At 43.6% G+C, this 26,298-nt stretch carries 23 protein-coding genes and 1 tRNA gene; 10 read left to right on the top strand and 14 right to left on the bottom strand.

Features of this window, described 5'->3' with window-relative positions:
• Nucleotides 1-44: 44 nt before the first annotated feature.
• The gene (locus FHS68_RS25170) at nucleotides 45-557 is read right to left on the bottom strand and encodes a DUF5606 family protein (RefSeq protein WP_167276693.1); all 513 of its coding nucleotides are present in this window, start codon (nucleotides 555-557) and stop codon (nucleotides 45-47) included.
• 108 nt (nucleotides 558-665) lie between these two features.
• Nucleotides 666-1,274 carry a ribosome biogenesis GTP-binding protein YihA/YsxC gene (gene yihA / locus FHS68_RS25165; protein WP_167276689.1) on the bottom strand — a complete coding sequence of 203 codons (609 nt, stop codon included), beginning with the start codon at nucleotides 1,272-1,274 and terminating at the stop codon, nucleotides 666-668.
• A gap of 150 nt (nucleotides 1,275-1,424) precedes the next feature.
• Between yihA and FHS68_RS25160 the strand changes: the two genes are divergently transcribed.
• Nucleotides 1,425-1,910: a thioredoxin family protein gene (locus tag FHS68_RS25160; protein ID WP_167276686.1), complete on the top strand. Its 486-nt coding sequence runs from the start codon at nucleotides 1,425-1,427 to the stop codon at nucleotides 1,908-1,910.
• A gap of 71 nt (nucleotides 1,911-1,981) precedes the next feature.
• Here FHS68_RS25160 and gmd read toward each other — a convergent pair whose 3' ends face one another.
• Both gmd and FHS68_RS25150 read right to left on the bottom strand, forming a co-directional pair.
• Nucleotides 1,982-3,094 carry a GDP-mannose 4,6-dehydratase gene (gene gmd, locus FHS68_RS25155; RefSeq protein ID WP_167276683.1) on the bottom strand — a complete coding sequence of 371 codons (1,113 nt, stop codon included), beginning with the start codon at nucleotides 3,092-3,094 and terminating at the stop codon, nucleotides 1,982-1,984.
• A gap of 58 nt (nucleotides 3,095-3,152) precedes the next feature.
• Nucleotides 3,153-3,719 (bottom strand): SPOR domain-containing protein, encoded by a 567-nt coding sequence (locus tag FHS68_RS25150; protein ID WP_229212059.1) that lies wholly within the window; start codon nucleotides 3,717-3,719, stop codon nucleotides 3,153-3,155.
• 111 nt (nucleotides 3,720-3,830) lie between these two features.
• On the opposite strand from FHS68_RS25150, the gene murB reads away from it, so the two are divergent.
• The 3 genes from murB to FHS68_RS25135 all read left to right on the top strand — a co-directional run bounded on the left by murB (nucleotide 3,831) and on the right by FHS68_RS25135 (nucleotide 8,178).
• Nucleotides 3,831-4,847, top strand: coding sequence for a UDP-N-acetylmuramate dehydrogenase (gene murB, locus FHS68_RS25145; protein WP_167276678.1), 1,017 nt, complete (start codon nucleotides 3,831-3,833; stop codon nucleotides 4,845-4,847).
• Nucleotides 4,848-4,871: 24 nt separating this feature from the next.
• Nucleotides 4,872-6,104 carry a Dol-P-Glc:Glc(2)Man(9)GlcNAc(2)-PP-Dol alpha-1,2-glucosyltransferase gene (locus FHS68_RS25140; RefSeq protein WP_167276675.1) on the top strand — a complete coding sequence of 411 codons (1,233 nt, stop codon included), beginning with the start codon at nucleotides 4,872-4,874 and terminating at the stop codon, nucleotides 6,102-6,104.
• Nucleotides 6,105-6,177: 73 nt separating this feature from the next.
• Nucleotides 6,178-8,178 carry a T9SS type A sorting domain-containing protein gene (locus FHS68_RS25135; protein WP_167276672.1) on the top strand — a complete coding sequence of 667 codons (2,001 nt, stop codon included), beginning with the start codon at nucleotides 6,178-6,180 and terminating at the stop codon, nucleotides 8,176-8,178.
• A 13-nt stretch (nucleotides 8,179-8,191) separates the two neighbouring features.
• On the opposite strand, the gene FHS68_RS25130 is transcribed toward FHS68_RS25135, so the two are convergent.
• Both FHS68_RS25130 and FHS68_RS26885 read right to left on the bottom strand, forming a co-directional pair.
• Complete coding sequence (locus FHS68_RS25130; protein WP_167276669.1) at nucleotides 8,192-9,667, bottom strand: hypothetical protein; 1,476 nt, start codon at nucleotides 9,665-9,667, stop codon at nucleotides 8,192-8,194.
• A 48-nt stretch (nucleotides 9,668-9,715) separates the two neighbouring features.
• Nucleotides 9,716-10,006 (bottom strand): response regulator transcription factor, encoded by a 291-nt coding sequence (locus FHS68_RS26885; protein ID WP_167276666.1) that lies wholly within the window; start codon nucleotides 10,004-10,006, stop codon nucleotides 9,716-9,718.
• Between the two features lie 246 nt (nucleotides 10,007-10,252).
• On the opposite strand from FHS68_RS26885, the gene FHS68_RS25120 reads away from it, so the two are divergent.
• The 3 genes from FHS68_RS25120 to FHS68_RS25110 all read left to right on the top strand — a co-directional run bounded on the left by FHS68_RS25120 (nucleotide 10,253) and on the right by FHS68_RS25110 (nucleotide 15,095).
• Nucleotides 10,253-12,439, top strand: coding sequence for a carbohydrate-binding protein (locus FHS68_RS25120; protein WP_167276663.1), 2,187 nt, complete (start codon nucleotides 10,253-10,255; stop codon nucleotides 12,437-12,439).
• 1 nt (nucleotide 12,440) lies between these two features.
• A complete protein-coding gene (locus FHS68_RS25115) occupies nucleotides 12,441-13,964 on the top strand; it encodes a hypothetical protein (protein ID WP_167276660.1) in 1,524 nt (507 codons plus the stop codon).
• 159 nt (nucleotides 13,965-14,123) lie between these two features.
• Nucleotides 14,124-15,095, top strand: coding sequence for a phytanoyl-CoA dioxygenase family protein (locus FHS68_RS25110; RefSeq protein ID WP_167276656.1), 972 nt, complete (start codon nucleotides 14,124-14,126; stop codon nucleotides 15,093-15,095).
• Between the two features lie 16 nt (nucleotides 15,096-15,111).
• Here FHS68_RS25110 and FHS68_RS25105 read toward each other — a convergent pair whose 3' ends face one another.
• The 3 genes from FHS68_RS25105 to FHS68_RS25095 all read right to left on the bottom strand — a co-directional run bounded on the left by FHS68_RS25105 (nucleotide 15,112) and on the right by FHS68_RS25095 (nucleotide 17,566).
• Complete coding sequence (locus tag FHS68_RS25105) at nucleotides 15,112-15,822, bottom strand: glycosyltransferase family 2 protein (protein ID WP_167276653.1); 711 nt, start codon at nucleotides 15,820-15,822, stop codon at nucleotides 15,112-15,114.
• Between the two features lie 51 nt (nucleotides 15,823-15,873).
• Complete coding sequence (locus FHS68_RS25100) at nucleotides 15,874-16,782, bottom strand: ROK family protein (RefSeq protein ID WP_167276651.1); 909 nt, start codon at nucleotides 16,780-16,782, stop codon at nucleotides 15,874-15,876.
• Between the two features lie 73 nt (nucleotides 16,783-16,855).
• Nucleotides 16,856-17,566, bottom strand: coding sequence for an SDR family oxidoreductase (locus tag FHS68_RS25095; RefSeq protein ID WP_167276648.1), 711 nt, complete (start codon nucleotides 17,564-17,566; stop codon nucleotides 16,856-16,858).
• A gap of 62 nt (nucleotides 17,567-17,628) precedes the next feature.
• On the opposite strand from FHS68_RS25095, the gene FHS68_RS25090 reads away from it, so the two are divergent.
• Nucleotides 17,629-18,357, top strand: a complete 729-nt coding sequence (locus FHS68_RS25090; RefSeq protein ID WP_167277037.1) for an MlaE family ABC transporter permease — start codon at nucleotides 17,629-17,631, stop codon at nucleotides 18,355-18,357.
• A gap of 35 nt (nucleotides 18,358-18,392) precedes the next feature.
• Complete coding sequence (locus FHS68_RS25085) at nucleotides 18,393-19,139, top strand: ABC transporter ATP-binding protein (RefSeq protein ID WP_167276622.1); 747 nt, start codon at nucleotides 18,393-18,395, stop codon at nucleotides 19,137-19,139.
• Between the two features lie 11 nt (nucleotides 19,140-19,150).
• Here the strand turns inward: FHS68_RS25085 and FHS68_RS25080 are convergent, their stop codons facing one another.
• Together FHS68_RS25080 and FHS68_RS25075 are read right to left on the bottom strand one after the other, a co-directional pair.
• Nucleotides 19,151-20,662 (bottom strand): lipopolysaccharide biosynthesis protein, encoded by a 1,512-nt coding sequence (locus FHS68_RS25080; RefSeq protein ID WP_167276619.1) that lies wholly within the window; start codon nucleotides 20,660-20,662, stop codon nucleotides 19,151-19,153.
• Nucleotides 20,663-20,804: 142 nt separating this feature from the next.
• Nucleotides 20,805-21,410, bottom strand: a complete 606-nt coding sequence (locus FHS68_RS25075; protein ID WP_167276617.1) for a TetR/AcrR family transcriptional regulator — start codon at nucleotides 21,408-21,410, stop codon at nucleotides 20,805-20,807.
• Nucleotides 21,411-21,826: 416 nt separating this feature from the next.
• Here FHS68_RS25075 and FHS68_RS26305 point away from each other — a divergent pair, with 416 nt between their 5' ends.
• Nucleotides 21,827-22,069, top strand: coding sequence for a TlpA family protein disulfide reductase (locus FHS68_RS26305; protein WP_374757536.1), 243 nt, complete (start codon nucleotides 21,827-21,829; stop codon nucleotides 22,067-22,069).
• A gap of 125 nt (nucleotides 22,070-22,194) precedes the next feature.
• On the opposite strand, the gene FHS68_RS25065 is transcribed toward FHS68_RS26305, so the two are convergent.
• The 3 genes from FHS68_RS25065 to FHS68_RS25055 all read right to left on the bottom strand — a co-directional run bounded on the left by FHS68_RS25065 (nucleotide 22,195) and on the right by FHS68_RS25055 (nucleotide 26,224).
• Nucleotides 22,195-22,265: transfer RNA gene (locus tag FHS68_RS25065), tRNA-Gln, on the bottom strand.
• A 66-nt stretch (nucleotides 22,266-22,331) separates the two neighbouring features.
• Nucleotides 22,332-23,210: an ACP S-malonyltransferase gene (gene fabD / locus FHS68_RS25060; protein ID WP_167276614.1), complete on the bottom strand. Its 879-nt coding sequence runs from the start codon at nucleotides 23,208-23,210 to the stop codon at nucleotides 22,332-22,334.
• Nucleotides 23,211-23,314: 104 nt separating this feature from the next.
• Nucleotides 23,315-26,224, bottom strand: a complete 2,910-nt coding sequence (locus FHS68_RS25055; protein WP_229212058.1) for a T9SS type B sorting domain-containing protein — start codon at nucleotides 26,222-26,224, stop codon at nucleotides 23,315-23,317.
• Nucleotides 26,225-26,298 lie beyond the last annotated feature (74 nt).

Raw genomic sequence — 26,298 nt, 5'->3', positions numbered from 1 at the left:
CCGTCAATTCGACAGGGTTTTGAATATAATCTTCATTCGCAAGCTTAAGCGTTGGTTTCTTCTTTATTTGCAGGCTCTTCTTTCACCTCCTCAGCAACTTCGGTCTCGGCCACAGCTTCCTCCGCTTTTGGAATAAATAATTCAGGTGTATATTTTGACAAGAGATTGTACCAGGTTATGACTTTTTTAATGTCGGACACATATACTTTGGATCTGTCGAAATCAGGAAGAATTTTGGCAAGAAACTCGATAAGTTCTTTGTCCGATGCGGTTTTGACTACCAGTTCAACCTGCTCACCATGTATTTCCCGAATTTTCAAAAACACATCTTCCAATGGAGCCGATTCTTTTTCACCTTCCGTGAATATCGAAACATCTTTCAGAACAGAGACACGGGCAGTAGGCCCTATCAATGTTTTTTCATGCTTTTCGTCAAGACTTTCGACAATAACACCTGCCCGGCTAGGCTTTAGAATACGAAACAAACCGCCTTTGCCTGAAACATTGGCTATTTCCTTCAATAAATCCATTCCGGTTGACTCTACTTTTTCACTCATCCTTTCTAATTATTAATTAGTTATATTTTAATAATGATAATGTCAAATGCCGCTGTAACAAATTTTGCGCAAAATAACGTAAAGATTGGCCGCTAAACAACCCTGACCTTACTTTGTCTTGACAAACGACTGGTTATAAGTTTCTATTGTTTTCAAAATGGCCTCTGCGCCTTCGTTTTTTTCGGCAGAAGTGACAAATAACGGAGGGATTTCTTCCCACATATCGGCCAGCTTTTGTTCGTATGCCTGAACCTGACTGGCCACGTGACCCGCTTTAAGTTTGTCGGCTTTCGTAAAAATGATGTGAAACGGAATGCCTGCCTCGCCAAGCCCTGCCATGAATTCCAGGTCAACGGCCAGAGGGCTGTGCCTTACATCAATTAAAACAAAAGTACAGATGAGATTTTCACGGTTATGCAGATAATCGCCGATCATTTTCTCCCATTTGTCGCGCTCAGTCTTGCTTACTTTCGCATAGCCATAACCTGGCAAATCGACGAGATACCATAAGTCGTTGATCAAATAATGGTTGATAAGCTGGGTTTTTCCAGGCTGCTGGGAAGTTTTAGCAAGCGATTTCTTGCCCGTCAACATATTAATCAATGATGATTTGCCAACATTGGAACGTCCGATGAAAGCATATTCCGGCAAAACAGGGTCAGGGCATTTCTGGTAATCCGAATTGCTCATCACATACTTTGCGTCCTGAACTTTCATGTTTTTGTAATGGTTGTTAAGCTACAAAGTTACCTTTTTTGAAATTGGCAGGGCATAATAATCGTTTCGCCAAGATTGAAACAAATTGGATAAAATAAAACAAGAAGGTATTTTCGTTGATACAAACTATAAAACACAACCAGCATTAGCATGAAAAGTCTGAAAAATTTAAGTTTCCTGATCGCCGTTGTTGCATTGACCTTTGCGATTGCAGAAGCGAAGGATGGTAACAAGAAAGAGGATACAGCCGCTGAAAAGGGTATAAAGTTCACCGAAGCATCCTGGGCATCCATTCTGAAAAAAGCCAAGCAAGAAAATAAGATTATCTTTTTTGATGCTTACACGACCTGGTGCGGGCCTTGCAAACTTTTGCAGAAAAATGTGTTCACCCGCAAAGACGTTGCAGAAGTTTTCAACAAAAAATTCATCAATGTAAAATTTGATATGGAAAGCGGTGAAGGGCCGGCTCTTGCTGAAAAGTACCCACTGGAAGGCTATCCAACCCTTTTCTTTATAGATGGCGATGGCAAAATTGTACAGCAATTGATTGGGTACCAGACACCGGAAAAATTGATCAAGATAGGAAAAGCCATTAAGGCGCCAAGAGCAGTGAAAAAAGATGTTGCTGCGCTGTAAGTTTTAACCATACAAAAAAATAACCCCGCTGAAATTTCAGCGGGGTTATTTTTTTATTAATAAAGAAAGTCCTATTCGTAATAATTTGGCACACGGTGCCCGCTGCTTTCCAGTAACCTGTCTTTCTTGAACAGTGTTAAGTCGGCCGAAACCATATCGTTAACCAATGCTTTCAGGTCGTATTTGGGTACCCAGCCCAGTTTGGTCATCGATTTGGTAGGATCTCCAATCAAAAGCTCCACCTCAGTCGGGCGGAAATACCTTGGGTCTACCGCGACTACTTCTTTACCTATCTCAATCTGAAAATCAGGATCTGAGCATTTTACAACCTTCGCAATTTCGCTGGCGCCCTCGCCTGTAAATTCCAGCTCAATGCCCACTTCGGCAAACGCCATTCTCACGAAATCACGAATGCGGGTGGTGATACCGGTTGCAATTACGAAATCCTCTGCTACTTCCTGTTGTAAAATAAGCCACATGGCCTCTACGAAATCTTTCGCATGCCCCCAGTCGCGTTGCGCGTCCAGGTTTCCAAGATATACTTTGTCCTGAAGTCCCAATGCAATCCTTGCAACCGCACGCGTTATTTTGCGCGTTACAAAAGTTTCTCCTCTCAACGGAGACTCGTGGTTGAAAAGAATACCATTCACCGCGAACATATCGTAAGCTTCCCGGTAATTCACCGTAATCCAATATCCATACAGCTTGGCAACGGCATAAGGTGAACGCGGATAAAAAGGCGTTGTTTCTGATTGTGGAACTTGCTGAACTAGTCCATAAAGCTCAGAAGTCGAAGCCTGGTAGATTTTTGTTTTTTTAGTTAAGCCCAAAAGCCTTACAGCTTCGAGAACCCTTAAAGTACCGATTCCATCAACATTGGCAGTATATTCAGGTTCTTCAAAACTCACCTGAACGTGCGACATCGCACCCAGGTTATATATTTCATCAGGCTGTACTTCCTGAACAATGCGGATAATATTAGTCGAGTCGCTCAAATCGCCATAATAAAGGTGAAAGCGCACATTTTTTTCGTGCGGATCTTCATAGATATGGTCAATGCGCTGCGTGTTGAACAGTGAACTGCGGCGCTTAACACCGTGTACTTCATATCCTTTGCTTAAAAGAAGTTCGGCCAAATAAGAACCATCCTGTCCGGTGATTCCGGTAATTAGGGCTTTTTTCATTATGGATTGTAATATATATATATATGGAGTTAAAATTTTATCATTGAAAACGGCCCAATCAGTTGCTGTCTGCGGAAGGATTAAGCATGAGACTTCTCTTGATATCAACGCGGTCGGCCAAGATCAAAGCGGACGAATACTGTTCGCGGATCAATTCCAGATACTGTTCCGCATCACTTCTGTACATAAAATCTCCCACCTTCACGCGGTAAGTGGGTTGGGAATAGGAAACATAAGGGTTAAGATCCGGGAAAGCTTGATAAATGTAAGACTTGGCACCATCGGCTTCCTGTCTTACATTCCCAACATAAATCTGAATCCTGAAACCATTGATAAACCTGATCGACTTATTATGTTTCGCCAGCGTATCCAAAACTGTTTCCAGCTTTTTATTTACATATAATGGCCTATCCGGGTTGGTTTTAGGAATGTTATTGGCTTTTGGGGCCGTCGGGGTTTCGGATTTCTCAAAGGAAGGCTCCACATAATCGTATCGTGGACGCACGGCTGCGAGATCTTCCCGGTATTCCGAACTCGAAGAACTCACGACAGACTTTTTACTACATCCAGAAATGATAATAATACCAAGTTGCAGTGTCCATAAAAATTTCATTTTCAGCCTCATATCCCGTACAATTTTAACTGAACTTACAAACTTAATCAAAAATGGATGAATCACCATACCACTTAATTTTGAATGTAATACCTAACTTTACTGTCCATATCTATTCTTTCAATGCAAATTCAAACGAATTTCTCGCTTCGTGACTATAATACTTTCGGACTTGAAGCGATCGCACAGTACTTTGTGGAAGTACAATCGGCAGAAGAATTGACAAAGATTCTGCTGGATCCCGAATGGCGCAATACAGGAAAATTTATACTTGGTGGTGGAAGTAATGTGTTATTTACCCGAGATATTCAGGCATTGGTCATTCATCCAAATATCAAAGGAATTTTTACGGTTAAGGAAGATGATTCGTTCGTGTGGCTGAAAGTGGGAGGTGGTGAAGTATGGCACGAGCTGGTCATCTATTGCGTTGACCACCATTACGGCGGTGTCGAAAATCTTTCCCTGATCCCCGGTACCGTCGGGGCGGCGCCGATGCAGAATATTGGTGCCTATGGTGTGGAAATCAAAGATGTGCTCGAATCTGTGGAGGCGGTCAGAATTAGTAATGGTGAAAAAAGGATATTTTCAAAAGAGGAATGCCATTTTGGGTATCGGGAAAGTATATTCAAGAATGAGATAAAAGACCAGTATGTGATCACAGGAGCAACATTCATTTTAAATAAAAATCCGGTTTTAAATGTAGCATATGGCGATGTGCAGAAAACTTTGCTCGAAATGAATGTCAGCAAACCGTCAATAAGGGATGTCAGCGAGGCAATTGTGAAAATAAGAAAAAGCAAGCTGCCGGATCCTGCGTTGATCGGAAATGCTGGGAGCTTTTTTAAAAATCCTGAAATTCTTGTTGGACAATATAATATGCTCAAACAAACTTTTCCGGAAATGCCAGGCTATCCTGCCCCCAATGATAAGATAAAAGTACCCGCCGGCTGGCTTATTGAGCAGGCTGGCTGGAAAGGATATCGCGATGGTGCAATTGGTGTGCATGAAAAGCAGGCACTTGTGCTGGTAAATTATGGTGGTGCGACAGGTTATGAAATTAAAAAACTTTCAGAGAAGGTTCAGAACTCCATTGAAGCCAAATTCGGGATTCGTTTGGGTTTGGAGGTCAATTTTATTTAAAAAATAATTTGTTAAATCAAGGTTATGCACGGCAGAAAATTATATGCATCTCTGTTTGTACTGGCATTATTTGTTATCATTTTTATTGTTAAAGATCGCTTTACCGTAGACCTTTATCAAGACGAGTTTCACTACTTACCCACCGCGGTTTTATTCGGGACCGAGCCCTGGCCTTCTATTAATTTATTGAAATCCTATAATGAACTGAACACGCCGGTCCCTTTTATTCTTGGAGGCTGGGCGGTGAGGTTGTTTGGTGAAAATATTCAGTATTTGAGGTTGCTTACTTTTATCACCAGCTTTTCGTTGCTGATGCTCTTTATCTGGAACAGTCCGGACCGTTCGAAACGTTTTTGGCTTTGTCTGGCCGGATTAATGGCGTTTCCGAATTACTATTTGGTAAGTATTTATTACTACACCGACATTTTTGCAATGTTTTTTACGCTTGCAGCCCTAATCGCCTATGTGAGAAAAGCACATGGGCTAAGCCTGATTCTATTCATAGCCGCTGTATGCTGCCGACAATACATGCTGGCTTTTCCGGCTGCAGTGGCGGCATTTGAAATCCTGGAAATTTTAAAAAAATCAAACAGCATTAAGTCTTTTGTTACCTGGATTTTTGCTGAGCGTACCTGGCTGTATTATATATTCGGGGTATTAAGTATCGTTCCTTGGATACTCCTTTGGCATGGTCCAGCACCGGCTTCTGTGATGGCAGAACAGCATTATGATTCTGATAAACTGGTACAATATAACTTCGGGTATCTTCTTTATTCTTCCGTTGTAGTCGCGGTTTATTATGTCATTCCTGAGATCCTACTCACAAAAAATTGGCATTATCTGGTCAGTTACCCCGAAAGATATCCTAAATGGTTTTTTGCATTACTGGCGCTGGTGGGCTTTTTGGTGGTGTTTTTCCCCGCAAAACAAGCGCATAATCCCTATTTTACCTGGCCATTTTTGGGATATGTCGATCAAATATTGATGACCATTGGCATTACCGGATTTATCAAACAAGTATTGTTTGGGATATTGATGATGATTACCTTAATGAGGTTTATTGCACCCACATTTAATTTGGCAAGCTGGATGGTGGTACTCAATATCCTGCTGCTGGGTAAGGCGCAATTATCGTGGGACAAATATTCCTTGCCATTGATAATGGGTCTGTGGTTCCTGGCAATGTTTGACCATCAATGGTCTCTTTGCGAATTCCGCAGCAAAGTGGAGTTAGCCGGAAATGCAAAAGAATACTAATATATTTATAGAGTTGATTGTACGCTGTTCAGTTTACGGGTTATAGTTAGTCACAAAATCATTTTGGAATGAAATGAATTTTACCAGTAAGAATGTTCTTCTATTGCTAATTATCTTGTCCGGCCTGACAACTGAGGTTTGTGGACAACGGTTTTACTCAGTGGTTTTCAGCAACTTGCCAAAGGATAATCAGTTGTATGCACGTGAGGACGATAACAAAGCAGAGGTCCCTATCTCAGGCGTGATCGAGATTGCAGGTTTTGATCACTTTTCGGTTGTAACATATAGGAATAAGGAGCGGGTCGACTACAATAAATCCGTATTGGCGTATGCAGGAAAAACGTCAACGACCTTTGATATGAAACCGAAGATAACAGCCGAAATGGCTGATTATGATTTCGAAATCTATGCCTGCAAGCTCACCGATTCCGTGCTAATTGTTAAAAGAACGGAAATTGTTGCCGGAGACTTTTATGTTATTAGCGGGCAATCCAATGCTTCTGCCATTCATTTTGGCGCCTGGGGTAGCAAATATGCGCGTACCATCGCCCGGATCCCGGATAACAACCCGGCTGTTTTGCCAGGTGATACGCTTTGGATCCAGTCTTCCTGGTCGTGGCCATATGCAGGTGCCTGGGGAACAGAATTGCAAAAAAGTATTTTGGATAATTATGGAATTCCTACGTGCGTCATCAATGGCGCCTTGTCTGGTTCCTTTATTACAGCTCACAATAACCGGGATGCAAAAGATCCAGGTTCACCAACACTTTATGGCCTGTTATACAGCAGAATACGGGTCGCCAAACCGAAAAGGATTAAAGCATTTTTCTGGTACCAGGGGGAGCAGGAAGCCATCGAGAACATTTCAAATTATGGTCAAGAATATGATAAGCTGTTCAAATACTGGCAAATGGATTATCCACAAGTTGAGAAATTCGTTGTTGTTCAGATACCTGTTCTATTCACCGATTTCTATGGGGCCGGCACAATCCGTGAATTCCAGAGAAAAACCAAATATGTGTATCCTAAAACAGAACATTTCAGTGCATCCGGGTTACCTGGATTCGATGGCATCCATTATGACCGTCCAGGATATGAGGAGCTGGCTCACCGGTTTTTTCGTTTTCTGGATCCGATGTTTTACCGTTCAACAGACACCAGCAATGTAGCTTGTCCGGATATTCAGAAAGTATTTTATGCCACCGATAAAAAAGATGAAATAACGCTTCTTTTTGAAAAAGGCCAGAATTTGGTTTGGCCGAAAGACACACTGGTCGAAGACGTAAATGGGACGAAATTTCTTAAAAGTTTGAAAGAACAGTTCTTTTTCGATGGGGATGAATCTAAGCCAGCAGGCATTTCTTCTGGCGAAGCACAGGGTAATCGCGTTACCTTGAAGCTGGCTGCAAGTTCATCTGCTAAAAAGCTCAATTACTTGCCCGCCTATAAAGGTGAGAAGGTCAGGATTTATTACGGGCCATTTTTGAAGAATGCCCGCGGCCTTGCGGCTTTTTCGTTTCAGGAAGTAGCAATTGCAGACTTGTTGATTTTCAAAACATTAGAAGCAAAGGAATCGGAGATGGCTACTGTGGTGGTTTCATGGGAATCGACAGGTGCGGAAAGCTATGTGTTGGAAAGAAAAGCAGGGGCAGATCCTGACTTTAAGCCAGTAAAGACATTTGACAACAAAACGTTGAGTTATGAAGACAAGGACATCTCCCCGGATGCCACTTATATTTATCGCATTCAGGCATTCAGTGCTGCTTCACAATCCAACGCCCAAACCGTCACGATTAAAACAGCACCATTACTTGCCACGAACCCAAATGGCCAAGAGCTTTTCTGGAATGTTTATCCAAATCCAGTGCTCGACGAAGTAAAAATTGATTTCAAAACTGCGGCTTCGGGAACATTGAAATTGCAAAATATAATGGGTCAAAGACTGCAAACGGGCATTTTAGAAGCGGAAAGAAATTACAGCATCGATGTCGCGTCCCTTCCATCAGGCGCCTATATCTTGTCTTTAACCAAAACAGATGGTTCGGTAGTGAGCCGGAAAATCTTAAAGAAATAAAAGTTATACACATTTAAGGAGCAATATACTTCTCGTAAAGGGAGTCGGCCTTTCCCAAATATTGGTTGGCTTCCTGTTGAGACCACCGGTCTCTCAAAACTTCGTAAACATTGTCATAGGCATCGTAGGGAATCGGAGAGAATCTCGGTGCGTCGTCACGCACATATGAAACCAACAAATTGTTGGTCGCTGCTCTCCATATCCGCCCGATTGCAATTAAACTGCCCGCCGATAATGTTAATATGATAAATAAGGTGAAATAAGAATGACGAAGAATATGCCAGGTTTTTCGAAACGTAAGTAATGTCAAAGGATAATATATATAAAGTCCCATTATAATTAAAAGTGGTATCATTCCCCTAAAAAGAAAATCATTTACTTTCCCAATTCTATAACTGGGCAGAATGATGGCTAACAATAATGAGATTACCAGTGGAAAAGGATTTAATACATTTAAGGTGCTCTTGTTCAAACAGATATATGCAATTGAAATGATAACTACATTCAGTAATATGTTCGACAAATATTCGGAAATCAAATCTTGATAATTAGTTCTGAAATTCCATATTAGTCCTGATATTGGTGTTGATTGATGAGATAAAAAGAATATTAAAATACTAACAACGATCATACCAGGTAGCGTTATGTTTTTAATAATAGAATTCCATTTTATTTGAGTTGGATTACTGATCAATTCTTTGAATAATAAAACCCCAACTAGTACACTGCACGTAAATGCTGGAAATATTGCCCACCAAAAAGTCAAGGATAATGGAAAAATAATCAAGTTTAACTTTAATCGATTTTTTATAATATACGTAAGCATTCCGGCTGTGATCAGGGATGGAATTACCTGATTAGGCACCCAGAATAAATTTTCAAACGCCGACCAATGTTCGATGCCGAAGTCAGCATATTCATAGAGTCTGATGGACAATTTTTGGAACAAATTATTTATTAAACGGGGCAAATCTCCAACGCATATAACGGGCAGTACAAACCAGATTTTTCTCTTCAATACCAGGTAGAGCCATGCAATACCCAGGGAAAGACCTGCAGCGGTCCACAGGAAAATGAATGTTTCACTGATGCCGCCGACAATTTTAAAGTATAGCGCTGGTACGAGGTAATAACCGTAATAATAGGATACAACAGGCCCGGCAGCAGGGATCCGAATTGGCCACTCCTGGGAGAACAACTCATGAAATTTGGCGTTATGGCACCAATAATCAGCTGTTTGATAACAAAGACCTGCTGTTCCTGAAATGAGTGCCAGGATGATACCGGTGGTTGCCAATACTATCAGGTCACCCAGACCGAGCTGATCTGTTTTGCAAAAACTTGTGTCTTTAAAGTCCTCTCTTAACAAATAGGTTAGTAAAAGAATGCCTGCAATATTAATTGGAAACTGTGTCCAGCTATAAAAGAAAATGAAATTGGGTAGTAGTAAATAGGTGATACTCGCAAATCTTAATTTTCTAATGGTCATTTTTGAGGGTTTAAGTGTGTGCAAAAAGTCAATTTTATCAATTTGATATCAGGCGCGTACCAACTTATAGAATTTTCTTAAATGTACCTGGTGAAAGAAGCAAAACCGAAATAGCGTATTTCTTCCTCTCAGTTTAAGCTTTTTACTGATACGTGTTCTGTAATTGTCTATGCTTCTGGCCTCCACAAAAAGAAGAAGGCCAATCTCCGGACTTGTTAACCCTTCGCAGAGCAACATAACAACATCCCATTCCCTACAGGTAAGCTTAAATAATAGCTTGTTGATTTTGAAATATTCGGGATCGGCTAAAGGAGAATTGTTTGAAGGGCGGAGCTTCATAATTAATGGGAATGTATAGCGTGCTGAAAGAGGCTTCAAAATGACAAATTATAAGTATAAATAATAGAATAATAAGTGCTGCTTATTAAATAGTAGCTCATCTTTGTAATAAAGGTAAATGTATAAAATGAAATACAAATACATCAAAAATTGAGGTGATTTTACGTCAGATTTTGAGGTGATTGATTACGATTATTACAAAAACTGATAAACTACTTTTACGGCGTTTCATTTAAATATTTTATTATGAACCCTAAAAGTATCAGGAAAAAGATTTCCTGCATTTCGCACATGCTTGCATTGTTTTTATTGCTAAGTCAGCAACATGCCCGTGCCGGTCTGGTTGCGGAAGACGCGGACATTGATCCCGTTTTATTCACTCTGACCACAAATAACCCTTCTGTGACTGTAGGCGAAGAGTTTGAATTGACAATTGCATGCAGTATCCGCAACCATTGGGATGACCGGCTGTTTTCCACAATGCTAGACACTGATTTCAGGCTCAAAATGGTATTTCCGGATGCGTTTGTACAAACCGGTGGCAGTTACTTTGATTTTGTCGGCGATAAGTTGTCGGGTAGTAAGCCGCGGGTAGAGTATAAGGTTAGGGGGAGATTTACTTCTACACCTTTATCATCTACCTTCCAGCTGCTTAGAGGAACCGCACATTCTGTTGAAATCGGGAGGTTTTTAGCAAGGGGACAGCTAGCGATAACAGTAACCGACTCATCGTCAGGCTATGTGTTGCAAGCTGCAGCTAAGATCAGTGCTTTTAGTCAATGCTTGGAGGCAGAAAATATGGCCGCCGCAACCGGAGCGGTTACCAGCGATCCCAATGCATCGAACGGTAACACAAGAGGGCTTGAAAATCAATATAATCATTATGTTGACTACGCGGTTTTGGGCGTACCATCAGCCGGAGTCTATCAAATTACACTTCGCTATTATTCCTCCTCGCCACCAACAATCAATGTATTAGTGAATGGTGGAAACACCCAGTCGAAAGTGTTGTCGAATTCTAATTCCTGGAACATTACGCCCACGGAGACCAGCTTCAATGTCAATCTAAATGCCGGGAATAATATCATACGTATAGAGGGAACCGGAGGTGGTAGCTGTCGTCAGGACAGAATCTGTGTAACCGGAAGTGCTGCGCCCTGCACCTCACCCACGGCGCCAGCCATCAGCAAAACTTCGGGAACATCGGTATGTTCAGCTACCAACCAGACAGTTACGCTGACTGCCACGGGCTGCGCAGGTGCTATCACATGGTTTAAGGATGGCGCTCAAACAGGCACGGGAACCAGCATTACAAAAAGTGACGCAGGAAATTATACGGCTACTTGCACACAAGATGGCTGCACCAGTGCGATCTCCGCTGTAATCACGGTAACTCAATCCGCCAATTGCGGGGCTGCATTCAGTCAATGTGCGGAAGCCGAGTCCATGGCGGTTGCTACCGGCCCGGTCAGCAGCGATCCAAATGCTTCGAATGGTCAAACGCGGGGTGCGGAAGGTCAGTATAACCATTATGTAGATTACGTAATAACCAATGTGCCCTCGGCAGGAAGCTACCAGATTAAGCTGCGGTACTATTCTTCCAGTGCGCCAATTGTGAGTTTGATGATCAACGGAGGTGCATCCCAGACATTCACTTTGCCCAACTCGGGCTCCTGGAACATTGGTTATACCGATTATACTTTCAATACGAACCTGACTTCGGGCAACAATACCATTCGCATTGCGGGTAGCGGAGCCGGAAGCTGTCGCCAGGATCGGATTTGTGTTACAGGCGGTACAACTTGTGTAACACCAGCTGCGCCCACTATTGCGAAAACCGCGGGGACAACGGTTTGTCCAGAAACAAATCAAACGGTCACGCTCTCTGCATCCGGTTGTGCGGGAACTATAACCTGGTTCAGGGACGGCACGCAAGTTGCTTCGGGTGCCACTTACACAACATCCGTAGTTGGGACTTACACCGCCAAATGTACTGTTGAGAGCTGTATAAGCGTTGTTTCAGGTTCGTTGAGCGTTACTAAAACCGTTGGATGCACAAATAGTAATACTGTAACGCCAAAAATATCGTCGACCGGTTATCCCGAGGTATTGACATTATCCATTGTCGCAGATCCTAATCTGGCTGGCGCGTGGCTGATCAGCGACATTGGAACTGTGAACCTGCCGTCCGGATACGAATGGTCCTATTTCGTTGGCAATAAGTGGATTAGAAAATCATCTAATCTGGTGAATGAGCCTTGGCAATCCAACAGTCCGGGACGGATTGTAAAAATGGCAACGAAGATCGGGCTCGATACCCTCAATCGCTGGCCTTGCCCAAATGAAGGATGCGGAGGCTATTACCGTGCTGATGCGGTTGCCCAATTAGTGCCTGGTGCAAGAGGTGGATTAACAACTTTTATATTTAACTAACATGAGAAACACGCTATTTTTTTGGCTACTGCTGAATGCATTTACTACTTACGCACAAAATCTTCCCATCACTTTCAAGAATACGATCCCTGCCAATTATGACCCATCAACCCAAATTCCGGGCTTTATGGAAGTCAGCCCAAACGTAACCATGCCTGCTGGTCATGTCTTAGTGAAGCCGCCTACCAAGAATACCTATACTTGGTCTCAGATATTCATGAAAGGCGGGACGCATTACAACCGAAATGAGATCGGTAGTGAGGGTTCTTTGTCCAATTTTAGGAGCAATCATCCGGATAAGGAATATAATGGCGTGCCTACGATCACGACCATTTTCGGACTTGCCTGCAACGGCGTCGAAGAATGGGTTGACGGTTATAACAAACGATGCTGGCCAAACGGGCCGTTTACTGATTCACAAGCGAGGGCAAAGGCGCATGAAGTATGGAACACCGGCAATGCTTCCAACCTCTGGGTAGGCGAAACGATGGAGAATTTTCCTTTTATGCCAGCAGAGAAGGCTATGTGGGGCTCATTTTATGACGAACTTGCGGGGCTGTATGAAGCCAAAAAAGCCCAGGATCAAAAACCCTATTATTTGTGTCACAACTACTACGCAGTTGGTCCTTATAATCTCGGAAACTCTGACAGGACACAAGCAGATTGGGAAATTATGTATTCACAAAGTCCTTCCCAATGGCAGTACAAAACATTATTTCATCCGGGAGGTACACTTTCCAAAACAAACACAGTTTTAGAAGCCATTTACTTGGGTGCTTTTGACCTGAATCCCAAGCAGACCATGGGCAGCTTGTTTGCTATGGAAATGTGGCAAAAACTGGGAAAGTATACGGGCTATTTTTTATTCAATCAGAACGAGTGGGCACCAGATTCCTTTACAGATCGAACCAGCTATGCCGAAGGGGACTTTTATCGCTCCGACAAGCCAGTACACAGCCCGTCTTTTCAAATTCTGATGGGATTTTTGGCCCACGAATATGGCAACATCTTTGTGGATTGGGGAACAGCGCTAAAACAGCCAGCAAGCAAAAAGCCGTTGGGGTATTACCAGCCGGTTCATCAGGGAATGGATTCCTGGCGTCCGAAGCCGGGTGGACCTGCCAGTTTTCCTTTCTATTATCCACTTGGTGTGGGGTTGCCGGGAGAGGACTTTTATTCGGCCCTGGCCGTAAGTAGCGATTACAGTTATTTTGGGAATCTGCTTTGGATCCAAACAGGCGGACAGGTATCGGGTGGAACGCCGTATTATTGCAGCTATCGTCTCGACGGGAATAATTGGATAGAGCGGAAAACGAATGGGAGCGACATTGTGAGTGCCTATTTCGATAACCGAGGCATTGCAAGGTGCAGGATATCCGGGAATAAGATGGTATTGTACTACTTCAATGTTTTTGCAGACAATTTAAAACACACGATTGAGATCAAACACCCGATTGATCCTTCAAAAACTTATACGGGTGCGGTAGCAGGAAACGGAATACATGTTGTCATGATTGACCTGTGATCTTTGAAGTTTGATTTAGGAAAAGTTTGAAAGTGAGCAGTTTGACCAAACTAATTTCGATAGACTATAATTGGAAAATAGAAATTACACTTGTTTAAGTTACAGAAAACAACTTAATTTTGGTCAGCCTCTTTACTCAAACCTTAATTAAGCCATTCAATGAATGCGACTGTACCTACTCACCACATACAAATTCCCTGGGTTGAATCTCCTTTTTTTGAATCAGAATTAAAAGAAGCGAATCTCGATCCCGAAACAGCTGCAATGGTTAAGCATTATTCCGAGCACGGATATGTGATCATAGACCCGGGAATTGATGATGATTTGATTGATAGGGCATTATCGCATATCAAACCGGACTTTGCTAAACATAATACGAATCGTTTGCAGGATGCGTGGCAGGATCACGAAGCAATCAAAAAGATAGCGACCGCTCCAAAAGTCATTGAAATTCTGCAAACGCTTTATCGTAGAAGGCCAATTCCATTTCAGACGTTAAATTTTTCAACCGGAAGCCAGCAGCGGACCCACAGCGATTCTATTCACTTCAACTCTGTCCCAGAACGGTATCTTGCCGGCGTCTGGATCGCCCTGGAAGATGTGCATGACGGGAACGGGCCCTTGCATTACTATCCGGGAAGCCACAGGTTACCATTTTACGACCTGTCAATCCTGGGAATGAAAGGATCGACCAGCTCTTCAATTGAAGATATGATCGCGAACTACTATACCAGATACGAAGATTTTATTCAGGAGCTGGTTGCCCAAAAGCACCTGGAAAAGAAGATCCTGAATTTGAAGAAAGGGCAGGCGCTGATCTGGTCTGCAAACCTTCTACACGGTGGTGAGAAAATCACAATGCCTGGATCAACGCGGTACACGCAGGTTAATCATTTCTATTTTGAAAATTGCGCATATTACCGACCAATGAGAACCGATATGGCATTAGAAAGGATTTCTATTCAGAAAGTAATGGATATTGGGACTGGGGAAGAAGTGCAAAGTAATTATTTGGGAACCCCAATCAAGCACGTAGGTTACTCTTATAAAATGTATTTGCCCGAATCGCTCATGCGGAAAATTATACCGTCTAATCTTAGGCAGTGGGTCAAGAGCATTATAAATAAATAGGAAGGTAGGCTTGGGTTTAACCACCCAGGCCATACCTTACAATGCAGTACAAAGCCCTGAAACCGTCTTTCCAATTAATTTTTTTACCTTCCTCATACGTCCTTCCGTAGTAAGAGACGCCTACCTCGTAAATACGTATCTTCGAGATTTTGGAAATTTTAGCAGTAACCTCAGGCTCAAAACCAAAGCGGTTTTCTTTCAGTACCAAACCTTTAAGCAAATCTGCACGGAACAATTTATAACACGTTTCCATATCCGTGAGATTGAGATTGGTAAACATGTTACTGAGGAAAGTCAGAAATTTGTTGCCGATTGTATGCCAGAAGAAGAGAATCCGGTGTGGCCTCCCACCCATGAAGCGGGAGCCATATACCACATCGGCGTATCCTGCAATGACTGGTTTTAGAAGTATATTAAATTCCTCCGGATCGTATTCAAGATCAGCATCCTGAACGATAATGTAATCCCCTGACGCCTTCCGGATCCCTGTATGCAAGGCTGCTCCTTTACCCTGATTGTATTCGTGGCGGAAATAACTGATCTCAATCTGAGGATTTTCAGCAATGAAACGTTTTGCCACCGCCTCTGTGCCGTCTGAAGAACAATCATTAACAATTACTATTTCCTTCTGAAAATCGTTGAGCAGTTCAACAGATTTAAGCTTATCCAGTACTTTCCAGATCGTTTTTTCTTCGTTGTAAGCAGGAACAATAACCGATAATTTCATCAAAAGAATTGAAAGTGTAACTGTGTAAATGTGGATCTGACGGTCAGCATTTTAATCAAAACACAATGAAGCTGCTCCGAGCAGACCGGCATCATTGGCCAATGTTGCGCGCTTGATACTGATCGTTTTTATATAATATGGTGTAAGCCAATATTTGAACCGGTCGTTGATTGCAGGCAAAATAAATTCAAATGAGGCAGAAATGCCACCGCCAATCAAAATAGTTGTGATGTCGAGGATGCGGATCATGGATACAAGTCCTTCGCCGAGCAAGTAACCCATCTCATAAAACACCTGTTTCGCTAACTCATCGCCGCCCGCTGCCGCAGCGACCAGTCCGGTCGTAGAGATCGTTCCATCAGATGGAAGCTGGGTTTGGCCTTTGTAATTCGCCCGCATCGCATTCGCCAGGTCCAGTAATTCCTTTTTGCCAATATTGCGTTCAAGGACTTTGCCATTCTTGGAGGGTACGTGACCGGGTTCCATTGCATTGCCACCTCCTCCTTTAAACACCTTTTTATCGATAATCGCAGCACCGCCAATGCCTGTGCCCAATGTTACAAATATGTAATCTTCGGGAAGCTTATCTGCTCCAAAATAATATTCGCCTAATGCCGCTGCATTAGCGTCATTTTCGAGGTAAAAATCGTGATTGGGAAATCTGGTTTTCAGGTCTGGAACGATAGGGATGCCATCAATTTCGGGGATGGCCGTAATTTCAATGAGGGTGGTCCTGTCTCGGGTTGTAAGTCCTGGAACGCCGATCCCAACCCTTTTTACCTCGGGATATTCAACAAGCTGCAAAGCGATAGCATCACCTAATCGTTCTATAAAATGGCCTGAACTACGCCAGCTAGCGGTATCGTGACTGTAAAAATTAGAAATTCGTCCATCCGTCGCGTCAACGATTCCCATTTTTACGTTAGTACCGCCCACGTCTATACCGAGGTATTGTTCCATGAAATGAAATCTGGGTTTAATAAATAATTTTAAAAATGGCGCAATTTAGTAAAAATGCTATATGATTCACTAATCAATTCAAATCACCTAATTGTGGCCTAATTAAAATTTCTTCCACCACGGCACGGGGCGAAAGACAATAAGCAGACCAGATTGCTTCTGCAATATCGCGGGCTTCCATAAACCGGTTTTCCGGCAGATCTGTACCCTTCCAACTGTCTGTAAATGTAGCACCCGGAAGTATTGCCGTTACCCTCACATGATATGATTTCATCTCCTCCCGCAACACTTTTGTCATGCCATACAATGCAAATTTCGATATGCAGTACGATCCGCCATTTGGATAGGCAATAATGCTAGCCGTTGAACAAATGGTAAAAATATGGCCCTTCCTTTTATCCATCATCACCGGTATAAGACCGCGGGTCAGATGATAGGCACTGTATAAGTTGGTCTCCATTGTTTTTTCCAGGGTACCCTCCCCCTCGTTATGAATTTGTCCCGGAATGAATACGCCGGTATTATTAATAAGTACCTCCGCAAAGCTTGTTTTGGATTTTACAAATTCCAGAAAGGCATTAACATCATCCCGTACAGATAGATCTGCTGTTAAATAATGCAGTTTGGAGTCGGGAAAGCGGCTTTTTTGCTCTTCCTGCAACTCATGCAGATCGCTTGCATTTCGTGCGCAGGTAATTATATCAAAACCGCCGGTCAAAAATCGCTCAATTGCTGCCCTTCCAATTCCTTTTGTCCCGCCGGTAACTACCGCTAATGGATTCATTTTTCAGATTGCTTCTTTTTTTGCCTAATTTTCCCGAAAATATTGAATACAATCAAGATATCATGTCTGTAATCGGGAAATACTTTATTTTTTTAGGTACACTATTTTCAAAGGGCGAAAAGCTGCCGGTTTACTGGCGCAGGCTAATGGAAGAATGTGTCGGGATAGGTGTCAGTTCAATATTTATTGTTGCAATTGTCTCCACTTTCATCGGTGCGGTGTCGTGCATTCAAACGGCTTACAATCTGGTAAGCCCTATTATTCCAGTTTCTACGGTGGCATTAATTGTTCGCGATATGGAAATTCTGGAACTGGCGCCCACAATCACCTGCGTGGTGCTTGCTGGTAAAGTGGGATCCAACATTGCCAGTGAACTTGGTACGATGCGCATTACCGAGCAAATAGATGCTTTGGAAGTAATGGGAATCAATTCATCGTCTTATCTGGTCCTTCCCAAGGTAATCGCTGCCATGCTGACTTTTCCAATGCTGGTTATCTTCTCTGCTTTTTTAGGAATTATGGGTGGTTACCTGGCAGGCACACTTACCGGAGTGATCACTGAACGGGATTATCTTTATGGCATCAGGGATTCATTTGTACCCTACAACATCTTTTTTATGTGCATAAAGCCATTTGTATTTGGGTTTTTAATTGCCTCTATCTCTTCCTTTAAAGGATATTTTACCGAAGGCGGGGCTCTGGAAGTCGGAAAATCAAGCACAGATGCGGTGACAAACAGCTGTATTTCGGTGTTGATTGCAGATTACCTGCTCGCCCAATTGCTTTTGTAAGGAACGGCTAATCTGCCAGTCATAAGAAACGAACAATGATTGAAGTAAACGATATAGCAAAGGCTTTCAACGGTAAAGACGTTTTAAAAGGAATCACAGCTGAATTTCAAAAAGGGGAAACCAATCTCATTATTGGCGGCAGCGGTACCGGGAAAAGCGTTTTGTTAAAATGCATGATCGGGCTAGTAAAGCCTGATAAGGGAAATGTGTTATATAATGGTCGTGATTTTTATAATTGCGATAAAGAAACCCGGCAGTCGATAAGACGTGAAATGGGGGTTCTTTTTCAAGGCGGAGCACTTTTTGATTCTAAAACGGTAGAGGAGAATGTGCGCTTTCCGTTGGATATGCTTACCGATCAGTCCATTCAGGAAAAACAGGGCCGGGTCGCTTTTTGTCTTCAGCGTGTTGGTTTGGAAGCCGCTTCCAAACGCATGCCGTCCGAGATCAGTGGTGGGATGAAGAAGAGGGTAGGTATTGCCAGGGCCATTGTTATGAATCCCAAATACCTCTTTTGCGACGAACCCAATTCAGGTCTTGATCCGCTAACTTCTGTAAAAATTGATGAATTGATCAAGGAGATAACAGAAGAATATGAGATCACCACCATCATCATTACCCATGATATGAACTCGGTAATGGAGATAGGGCAAAACATTATGTTTATGTATGAGGGAGCAAAGTTATGGGAAGGAATAAGTGCTGATATTATCAAAACAGATGTCCCTGAATTGAAAGAATTCCTGTTTTCAAATAAATTGCTGCGAGAAATGCAACCATAAGGTGAACCGACTCAGGTTCTGGTGGTTTTAGAAGAAAACGGCAAATTTTTACGCTCCAAAAAGAAAGCGATTGCTGCAAAAATGAAAAATGCCGTCATATGTACCGGCACCGAAATCCATAGATCAGGGATTTTAATCAGCGAAGATCCATAAATAACCACAGCTCCAACACCTATATAACCGAGCGCTGAAACCACATCATACGGCACAGGATAAAACTTCTGACCGAAGTAATAGCTAAGCCCGAGCATGATGAACCCGGATAACGTAAACGCAATCGCAAATCCAAGATAACCGATCCGAGGAACAAGGATAAAGCTTGAAGCAATGGTAATAAAGGCACCTATCAAGGTGAACCAAGTCCCATAATGCGTCTTGTCTGTCAGTTTAAACCAGGTTGTGAGATTATAATAAATCCCGAGGAAAAGGTAGCCAAGAAGCAGCCAGGGTACTACAATCAGACCTTCGTGATAAATTTTTTGCTTTAAAAATAAATTTGCGAAAAGATCCAGGTTCAGACAAATGCCCACCCACATGAGTACGCATACAATCGTAAAGTATTTAGTCACTTTTGCAAAAACCGGCGGCGCGTTCTTGTCTTCACCTTTCGAAAAGAAAAATGGCTCAGCGGCATATTTAAAGGCCTGAATCGCCAGGTTCATGAAAATGGATAACTTATAGCATTGTACGTAAATGCCAATGGCTTGTTTGGTGGTACGCCCAGGGTAAAAATGATCCGGCAAAAGGAATTGGATAAAGGCCCGGTCGAACAGCATATTCAGCACGCCACCCGCATTCATGATTAAGATAGGGAATGCATAAACCCAAACCGGTTTAAAAAGCGTGGTGTTAAAGACAAATTTGAAGTCTGAAAATTCTTTTCTTAACAGGATAAAAAAGGCCAGATTGGCAATCAGATTGGCCAGAATAATATAGTCTGGCGCTCGGAGCGGATTATAAAATAACCCAATGAGGGGTTTCAATGCGGGCAAATAGGAGCCATTATTGATATCGCGGCAAATAATCAGAAAGAAGATATTCAGGAAAATGTTGATCAAAATATTGAGCACCCTGACCTTTACAAACTTCTTACCTTTTCCTTCCAGCCGAAGCCTCGCAAATGGAATGGCCACAATGCCGTCGATCGCCATAATAATAGCGAACATGCGGACCAGCGATACGCTCTCCGGGTATTTTATAAAAGCCGCAGCTCCGTCGGCAAAAGTGTAAACCAATCCTGAAAAGAACAGACTGGCAATGATCACGGCGCTCAGGATCAGATTGTAGTACGCTTTCCGGTCCTCCTCTTTTCGGGCAAAGCGAAAGAATGTAGTTTCCATCCCAAAAGTGTAGAGCACTGCTGCAAAACCTGCATACGCATAGAGTTGTCCTTGCGCAGCAATTTGTTCCGGTTCAAAAAGCTTAGTATGGAGGGCGACAAGCAAATAATTCAGGAACCGGCCCAGCATAGTACTGATGCCATAAATTGCGGTATCACTAGCCAGTTTTTTTAAGACACTCATACAATTTCAGCCTTTACAAACCGGCGCTTTGGAATTCCAGGCATTGATATAAAAAAACGAACGGTGGTACATAAATGATGAGGCAAATTACAAAAAAAAGAGTCCTTCCGACTGGCGAAAGGACTCCTTCATAAGTATTTTCCTAGTTTCTGACATCCGTAATAATCCTTTCGATCAGTCTGTCAATGCGCTTCCATCCCTCTTCGGTTTGCAAGTCAACATCAATCATTTTTTCACGATAGTCGGCGGAAATGGTCATAAAATAGATTCCTGCTGTGAGAAATGCCACCAGGGCATTAGTGTCGTTGTAGTGGGGTAAGTCGCCTATTTTTGTTAAAATTCGGGTAGCTACCTGATTTCTGGCGTCAGAAAGCATTGATTTACCTGTTCCGATTTCCCATCGAAGCAAGTCCCGGGTAGCTTTTCGCTCGCGTAGATCATGCATAAAAGTTTGCATCAGGCTGTTCAGTGCATTGCCTCTCTGGTCAGGTGTCAAAGTCGGGATGTTGTCGATATAATCAGTGCTGGTAGTAGAGGTATATTCGCCCGACCTGACATACTGTTCCATTAAACCGTCAACACTTTCAAAATATCTGTAAATCAACACCTTATTTACTCCTGCTGTCCGTGCAATCAGGTTTACGCCTACTTTTTCTGTTCCGTGTTGTTCGATTACTTCGCCAACAGCCTTGAGTATCTTACTCTTGGTGCGTTCGCGATCACGCTTTTTGATTTTGTCTATTTTCATAGGGGTGCTGTTTAGGTTAAAACATGGTAAATGTAATATTTCATCTGGAAATTTTATAAGAGCAAAAAGCTATAAGTCACCAAAATAGCAAATTTGTTACCTAAAAAAGCACTTATCGATCAAAAAGGCTAATCGAAAGACAAAAATGGTCGTTTCATCGATTAATTTGTACAGATTCTTAAAAGGGAAGGAGGTAAAAACCACTGTATTTTTATGAAATAGCGCTTGCTACGAGAAGGCAGAAACTTTTTTTGACGTACCATTTGATAAATATCATGACCACAGGATCATTGGTTTTGATCGGCCGGGAGTGGTAAGAGATCGCCGTATTTTGAATATGAGAATTACGATGGTTGGACTACCAAATTAGTGGATTTGAGAGGTAAATACGTTTATATTGATATTTGGGCGACCTGGTGTGGGCTTGCATAGCGGAAATGCCTTTCCTCAAAAAGCTTGAAGAACAATATAAAAACAGGAATATCGCATTTGTAGGCATTTCTATTGATGCCGAAAAGAGCTACGAAAAATGGAGAAGCTTTATTAAAGACAAAACACCTGCAGGAATCCAGATTCTTGCAGATAATGACTGGAATTCAGCCTTCATCAAGGATTACAGCGTAAACTCTATCCCAAGATTTATATTAATCAATCCGTAGGGAAAGATTGCTAATGCCGGATGCGGCGCGACCGTCGTCTCCAAAACTCAAAGAAGACCTAGATAAGCTGTTGAACTGAAATCAAAAAAGGAGCTCACAAACGGAGCTCCTTTCATTTTTTACTGTTGGCCGACAAGGACTCGAACCCTGAATAAGACAACCAAAATGTCCTGTGTTACCATTACACCATCGGCCAAAACCGAAAACAGTGGTGCAAAAGTAATGTTACTACTCCAGGTTGTCAAGTTTTTGGATAAAAAAATTAAATGCTTTTAAATTCTACGGTACTGGCGATCTTTTTGACCAAACCCTGTAAAACCTTGCCAGGACCACATTCAATGAAGATTTTAGCACCGTCAGCAACCATCTGCTCAACAGATTGCGTCCATTTTACAGGTGCAGTGAGCTGGGAAATCAAGTTATCCTTAATGACCGTTATTTCTGTCGCGGGTCTGGCATTAACATTTTGGTACACCGAGCAGATGGGCGCCTGAAACTGGGCAGCGTGAATCGCGGAAGCAAGTTCCTCTCGGGCAGGCTCCATCAGCGGTGAGTGAAAAGCGCCGCCGACAGGCAGTATGAGCGCCCTTTTTGCACCGGCAGATTTAAGAAGTTCACAGGCTTTTTCAACGCCTTCCACGGTACCTGAGATAACAACCTGACCCGGGCAATTGTAATTGGCAGGAACCACAATTTCATCGGTGATTCCAGCACAAATTTCTTCAATTATAGAATCAGGCAGGCCCAGGATGGCGGCCATGGTGGACGGGCGGATCTCACAGGCTTTTTGCATAGCGTCAGCACGTTTTGCAACCAATGAAAGACCATCTTCAAAAGACAATGCACCTGCTGCCACCAATGCAGAAAACTCACCCAAAGAGTGGCCAGCCACCATATTTGGAACAAAGTCAGTACTGATCTTCGCAAGAATCACAGAATGAATGAATATAGCAGGTTGGGTTACATTGGTCTGTTTAAGCTCTTCATCCGAGCCCTCAAACATGATTTTGGTGATGTCAAATCCCAAGATCTCATTTGCATTTTCAAATAAAGCTTTCGCCGAATCGGAGGTTTGATATAAATCCAGCCCCATTCCTTTAAACTGTGAGCCCTGACCAGGGAAAACGTATGCCTTATTCATATTTTGGTGATTTAAGATTGTTCAGGATTAAACAAAGTATCCCGTCCTGCATTTGCCAGGACGGGATACAAAGGAAATACTTGTCTTTGAAAGAAAAAAGGCTGTTACCTGAGCAGCTGCACCCATCCTTTGATGGTGGTAGGCGTGCTTACTCTTTTGGAAGATTCAAAATAGACGGTCACCTCGTAGTAGTATTGCCCTGCCGCCAGGTCTTTGCCGCCGTTGGTTTTCCCGTTCCAGTTGATGTTGACATCCTTGGTAGAAAACACCTGGGCGCCCCACCTGTTGAATGCCTTGAATTCCAGCGACTGTACAAAAGCCGGGCACGCAAACGGCTGAAAGACATCGTTTTTCAGATCACCATTGGGCGTAAACACATTGGGCAGCACAAACATAGGGCAGTTGTCCTTGCATACAATATTGCTGGGCGCACTCTCGGCCCCAAACCGGTTGACAGCCGTGACATAATAGCAACCTGCAAAAGAGGTAAGTCCCTGGTGGTCATAAGTGGTGGCCAAAGGCGCTGGCGGGATGGTCACCGTAGCAATCAGGGCCGGGGCATCGCCTTCATAACGGGCATAGTATACTTTGTAGGCCAGTACATTGGGGTCACAATCTTTTCCACCCACCGATTGCGGGTAGGTCCAGGAAAGATGGTTTGTAAAACCGGGCAAATCACAATAAGCATCGGGGTGCGCATTGAGCGAATCACAATTCAGCGGGTCGAGTGCCAGCACGGGCGGGCAAGGCTTGGTGGTATCGGAAGAAGAGACGCACAGGATCTGCGAAAAGTTAAAAAGGACGGCAGGTTTGATCTGGCTGTTGTTGTACGAGCCCACGGTCTCTACTTTATAACAGTAAGTCGAATCATTGACAATGGTCACATTCACAGTCCCATCGGCAGCATACCTGTCGGTACCGTCATCGATAAATGTAAAGGTCTGCGGCCCCTGTACATTTACATCTGCAATGCGGTTAAAAGTCCCTGGCTTTGTTTTGTCCTCCCGATAGACCCTGTGGGTACGGTTCGTATTGTCCCAGGGTACCAATGCCGACCAGTTGATCCTGACCCTGCTGGGCTCAGCGGCGCCTTGTTCAAGCCTGACGCTGCTGGCTGTTTTGGCCTCGTCGAGCTCGACCAATGTGCCGCCTTGCGTGTACCAGTATTCAAGTTTGTAATTGTATGGGTTGACCAAAGTGTTCAAGCCGCGGTCGACAAAAATGGTATCTGGCGCGCCAGCTGCAAGCGTGGTATTGATGGTTGCAATTTGTGTAAAGGCAGTACCCGTCTGCCCCACTGCCCTGAAAAGGCGGTACTGTGCAGGCAGCCCTGACGGAGCGGCAGGTTTTGTCCATTTAATGGTTATCACACCTTTAATATCGGAGGTGGTATCCACGGTCACATTGGTGATGACGGGCATGAGCATGGGCAGTTTGAGACAGAACTCATCGGAAGCCACGCTTTCCCCGCCACCGATCAAACTTCCCGGCTCATTGACATTAGTGCCCGGGCGTGGGAACTCGACCACCAGCCGGTAGCTGTAAGAAACCCCTGCACGCAGGCCAGTTCCATTATTGTTGTCAAGGTAAGTCACCTGGTCGACATTGACGCGCGCCACCTCTTCATAACCTGAGCCAGCTGGGATACCGGTAATGCAGACATCTTCCAGGATATCGGTACACCCTTCTTTTCTGTAAATGACGATTTTTGCCCCATCGACCTGGCATTTATAGGCTTCCCAATTCAGCCTGTAAGCAACACCAGCTGGATCGGTGGCCGCAACGGCCCTAAGCCCGAGCGGCTTGGGGCCATACACGCGGATGTTCAGGGTGGTCATATCGACAAGCTTGCGGAACAAGGAAGCATTGGGGATATTGGGCCCAGCGGCATCTTCCACTTTGAAAAGCACATCATAAGGCTCCTGCCGGATGTGGTTACAGGAAGTCTGCCAGACAAACTGTCCCAGGACGGTGGATTGTGAACCCTGCTGGGCAACATTGAAAGTAGCCAAAGCTGGCGATATAAGGGCAGCCTGGTAAACGCCGCCCGTAGAAGTAAGGGTAAGCTTGTCGCCGTTTTTATCAGTGGCCTTGACCTGCTGGTTGATCCGGGTACCTGCCTCAACGCATATATCGGGCAACGGGTCCATGAGCGGCCTGTCGTTACGCGCATCCTCTACAATAATCTGCATATCACGGACGATCTGGCCGATGAGCACCCCGTCCCGCCATTCCTCGACGACAAAGGCAACATTGTAATAACCTTTTGTAACCGGCGCGTCCCAGACCAGATCGCCCGTAATGCGGTCCATGCTGAAAGTTGCCGGTGAAGCACCAGCCTCCGTGGCACCCGGCGCACCGATCTGGTTGGGGTTGACATATTGTAAATTGATACCAGCACCATTGACCCCGCTCCTTTGGGGCACAAACAATCTATAAGCAAGACTGTCACCGTCGGCATCAAAAGCGTTTGGATTATGGATATACCTTTGTCTAACAGCAGCCAAATCGATAGGTGCATTGAGCAACACTGGTGTTTGGTTCAAACCGAAACTGGCATTGATTTCCAGAATGGTACTCACGTAAAAATTCAAATTTTGTGTTGGCGGCGGACCAATGTTGAGGATACCGTTGTTCCGGTTGTCTTCTTCAAAAGAAATGCGATATTCCCCTGTCGACGGGAATGTGTAATTGATAATGTAGGTGTTACGGGTTGTATTGTTACCAATATTTGGTGGCGGGCTCTCTTGCCGTGGCGCCTCCAGAATGACAGGATTACCGGTAGAGTTAACATTGCCAATGGTGAAAAATACGCTATTCTGAGCATTTGCCGCGCCTTCTCCATTTTGAATGTCAAAATAAGCAGTCAGTTTCAGCTCATAGGTAAGTGTGGTAGCAGATATTCTCCTGGCTGTGATCTCACCGGCGCGGATGTGCGTCGCCATTGCGTCATATCCGGTACACAGCAAACCAAGGCAAAAGGAAAGTAAGAGTATTCGTAAAGCAGTACGCATAAAATATATGATCAAGCGAATTGAGATAGAGGTTGATATGGATCAGATAACATCTGTCAACTAATCAAATCAAC

The organism is Dyadobacter arcticus (assembly GCF_011762185.1).
In the GTDB taxonomy this organism is placed as follows: domain Bacteria; phylum Bacteroidota; class Bacteroidia; order Cytophagales; family Spirosomataceae; genus Dyadobacter; species Dyadobacter arcticus.
The sequence above is the reverse complement of the archived record's forward strand: the minus strand, read 5'-3'. Positions and strand labels throughout refer to the sequence as shown.

What these genes read in the sequence shown, in the direction of transcription:
- FHS68_RS25160 (WP_167276686.1), top strand. Translation starts at nt 1,425, where the DNA reads ATGAAAAGTCTGAAAAATTTAAGTTTCCTGATCGCCGTTGTTGCATTG.
- FHS68_RS25170 (WP_167276693.1), bottom strand. Translation starts at nt 557, where the DNA reads ATGAGTGAAAAAGTAGAGTCAACCGGAATGGATTTATTGAAGGAAATA.
- FHS68_RS25135 (WP_167276672.1), top strand. Translation starts at nt 6,178, where the DNA reads ATGAATTTTACCAGTAAGAATGTTCTTCTATTGCTAATTATCTTGTCC.
- FHS68_RS25055 (WP_229212058.1), bottom strand. Translation starts at nt 26,224, where the DNA reads ATGCGTACTGCTTTACGAATACTCTTACTTTCCTTTTGCCTTGGTTTG.
- FHS68_RS25115 (WP_167276660.1), top strand. Translation starts at nt 12,441, where the DNA reads ATGAGAAACACGCTATTTTTTTGGCTACTGCTGAATGCATTTACTACT.
- murB (WP_167276678.1), top strand. Translation starts at nt 3,831, where the DNA reads ATGCAAATTCAAACGAATTTCTCGCTTCGTGACTATAATACTTTCGGA.
- FHS68_RS25095 (WP_167276648.1), bottom strand. Translation starts at nt 17,566, where the DNA reads ATGAATCCATTAGCGGTAGTTACCGGCGGGACAAAAGGAATTGGAAGG.
- FHS68_RS25085 (WP_167276622.1), top strand. Translation starts at nt 18,393, where the DNA reads ATGATTGAAGTAAACGATATAGCAAAGGCTTTCAACGGTAAAGACGTT.
- FHS68_RS25100 (WP_167276651.1), bottom strand. Translation starts at nt 16,782, where the DNA reads ATGGAACAATACCTCGGTATAGACGTGGGCGGTACTAACGTAAAAATG.
- FHS68_RS25130 (WP_167276669.1), bottom strand. Translation starts at nt 9,667, where the DNA reads ATGACCATTAGAAAATTAAGATTTGCGAGTATCACCTATTTACTACTA.
- FHS68_RS25105 (WP_167276653.1), bottom strand. Translation starts at nt 15,822, where the DNA reads ATGAAATTATCGGTTATTGTTCCTGCTTACAACGAAGAAAAAACGATC.
- FHS68_RS25120 (WP_167276663.1), top strand. Translation starts at nt 10,253, where the DNA reads ATGAACCCTAAAAGTATCAGGAAAAAGATTTCCTGCATTTCGCACATG.
- FHS68_RS25110 (WP_167276656.1), top strand. Translation starts at nt 14,124, where the DNA reads ATGAATGCGACTGTACCTACTCACCACATACAAATTCCCTGGGTTGAA.
- FHS68_RS25150 (WP_229212059.1), bottom strand. Translation starts at nt 3,719, where the DNA reads ATGAGGCTGAAAATGAAATTTTTATGGACACTGCAACTTGGTATTATT.
- FHS68_RS25140 (WP_167276675.1), top strand. Translation starts at nt 4,872, where the DNA reads ATGCACGGCAGAAAATTATATGCATCTCTGTTTGTACTGGCATTATTT.
- FHS68_RS25080 (WP_167276619.1), bottom strand. Translation starts at nt 20,662, where the DNA reads ATGAGTGTCTTAAAAAAACTGGCTAGTGATACCGCAATTTATGGCATC.
- FHS68_RS25090 (WP_167277037.1), top strand. Translation starts at nt 17,629, where the DNA reads ATGTCTGTAATCGGGAAATACTTTATTTTTTTAGGTACACTATTTTCA.
- gmd (WP_167276683.1), bottom strand. Translation starts at nt 3,094, where the DNA reads ATGAAAAAAGCCCTAATTACCGGAATCACCGGACAGGATGGTTCTTAT.
- FHS68_RS26885 (WP_167276666.1), bottom strand. Translation starts at nt 10,006, where the DNA reads ATGAAGCTCCGCCCTTCAAACAATTCTCCTTTAGCCGATCCCGAATAT.
- fabD (WP_167276614.1), bottom strand. Translation starts at nt 23,210, where the DNA reads ATGAATAAGGCATACGTTTTCCCTGGTCAGGGCTCACAGTTTAAAGGA.
- yihA (WP_167276689.1), bottom strand. Translation starts at nt 1,274, where the DNA reads ATGAAAGTTCAGGACGCAAAGTATGTGATGAGCAATTCGGATTACCAG.
- FHS68_RS25075 (WP_167276617.1), bottom strand. Translation starts at nt 21,410, where the DNA reads ATGAAAATAGACAAAATCAAAAAGCGTGATCGCGAACGCACCAAGAGT.